This is a genomic window from Streptomyces sp. NPDC054932, from assembly GCF_053610205.1.
This window is the reverse complement of sequence record NZ_JBSGXU010000133.1, coordinates 20,697-22,764: the sequence shown is the minus strand read 5'-3', so window position 1 is coordinate 22,764 and position 2,068 is coordinate 20,697. Positions and strand designations below refer to the sequence as shown.

Sequence of the window (2,068 nt, the reverse complement as noted above, 5' to 3'; positions counted from 1 at the left end):
GTCCAGGCCGCAGGGTCAGGGCTTCTGCGCGTCGTTGACGTCCGACGCGTGGTAGAAGACCTTGCCCGAGACCTTGCGGCGACGCCACCGGTACTGGCTGGCGAGCCGGTAGATGCTGCCGTTGGGCATGTTCCAGAGCGCTGCGACGTCCGACACGCTGTACCAGGAGCGACGGGTCGTCGTGTGGCTCTGGACGCACGCTGCGAGCGCCGCCCATTCGTCGGAAGCCCACCAGTGGGCGTCATTGGCACTGCACCGGATTTCCGACGGCTTCGAGCGGGCGCCGGAGACGACCTTGACCACGGCCCGGAGCTTGCCGGTACAGCTCGCGTGCATGCAGTCGCCGAGCGGTACGACCCGCACGGCCCGGGGTTCGCTCGCCCGCCGGGCGCGCCGGGTCAGCGTGCCGAACTCCTCGACGGCCTCGCCCGCCGCAGAATGGCTGGAAAGCCACGGGATATTCTCATGAATGAACCGCGCCATCTGGACGACCTCGCGCTGCGGCGCATCGAGCGCGCGTTCCTCCGCGATGAGAGACGCCCAGGAAGCCAGGACCGATCTGACGGAGGAACGCACGTCGGCGGCTTCCGCGTTGAAGGGCATCTCCTGGCGGCTGTTGGAACTCGACACTTTCTCGCGCGGCGTGCGGGTTCCTGCGAGCGAGAGCTCGCAGGAAAGGTAGAGGGCGGGTAACTCTCTCAGGCAGGAAGCGATCTGCTCCTTGCAGCTGTCGCACAACGTACTGTCCGCGGTTTTTTCAACGCATGTGGGTGGATTTTCTGGAGCATGGTGGCGGTATTTGGTAGGGCATCCCATAAGACTGTCTACTTCCCCCTTGTTTCGGCCTCGGGAACCGGCCGCCTCAAACGTAAGTCAGATTACCTCCATGCGGGAGTGTCTTCATCATCAATGCATTATGGAATCGTCCGGTGCGGTCGTGAGAATCTCATGTCCCCCGCGTGATGAATTCACTACCGGTCATCGGGAATATCCGGTACTTCTTTGGCGGGTGGGACGGGATGCGCGTCACAGCCAGCCGGCGTCCGCGGCGATGCGGACCGCGTCCATGCGCGTGCGGGCGTTGAGCTTGGTCGTCACCGAGGTCAGGTAGTTGCGGATGGTGCCGGGGGACAGGTTGAGGCGTGCCGCGATGTCGGATACGCCCTCACCGGCCGCGGCGAGTCGCAGCACTTCGAGCTGGCGCTCGGTGAGCGGGGGGATCGGTGCGTGCCAGGCGGACACGGCGAGGTCCGCGTCGATCACCCGGTGTCCGGCGGCGAGGTCGCGCACGGTGCTGACGAGTTTCTCCGGAGGGGAACACTTGAGGAGGAATCCGTCGACCCTCATGTCCAGTGCGCGGCGCACGATGGTGGGGCGCCAGTTGTTGGTGAGTAACAGCGTCCGGGTTCCCGGTAATTCGTCGTGGATCTCCTGGACCACCGACAGGTCGTCCTGACCGGGCATGTCTATGTCGATCACTGCGACGTCCGGCCGGTGGAGCCGGGCCGCCGGCAGGATTTCCCTGCTGTCGCCCAAGTCGGCTACGACATCGATGTCGGCTTCCCGTGCGAATAGTGCAAGAAACGCCCCCCGTACCATGTAAACGTCCTCGGCGAGCAGAACCGTAGTCACTTTCCCTCCAGGGTGAACGCGAGTGTCCTGCAGCGTGCGATGGCGCTGGCCTGTCAGGATCCTAGCTTCCGGCGGGTAGTTGTACAGAGAAAATTTTGCCGCTCTTGGGTTGACGTAGGCGGTTTCTCGCGGAAGCCGCGACGGGCGCCGGCCGGGATCGGTGGGCCGGTCGAGCGCCCGACTCCCTGGAGTTCCGATGTACGGAATTGACTGTCCATCAAGCAGAAGTGACCCGGCCGGGGGTTACGGGGGAAGGAAACCCGCCGACCGGGTCGTTCCTGGGGCGCCGCCGACGGGCGGCGCCGGGTCGGGGCCGGCCCCCCCGCGGGGGGGGGGGGGGCCGGGGCGGGGCGGCGGGCCCCCGCCCCCGGGCTCATGCGTACTTCCCGGCGAACCAGGACGCCGCCGCCCGGGTGTGGAGGGGGAAGGCCAGGAC

2 protein-coding genes are annotated in these 2,068 nt (G+C 66.4%); both read right to left on the bottom strand.

Annotated features, from left to right (window positions below):
* Positions 1 to 15: 15 nt before the first annotated feature.
* Complete coding sequence (locus tag ACWGE1_RS28745; protein WP_453423372.1) at positions 16 to 603, bottom strand: hypothetical protein; 588 nt, start codon at positions 601 to 603, stop codon at positions 16 to 18.
* A 423-nt stretch (positions 604 to 1,026) separates the two neighbouring features.
* Positions 1,027 to 1,632: a response regulator transcription factor gene (locus ACWGE1_RS28740; protein ID WP_453423371.1), complete on the bottom strand. Its 606-nt coding sequence runs from the start codon at positions 1,630 to 1,632 to the stop codon at positions 1,027 to 1,029.
* Positions 1,633 to 2,068 lie beyond the last annotated feature (436 nt).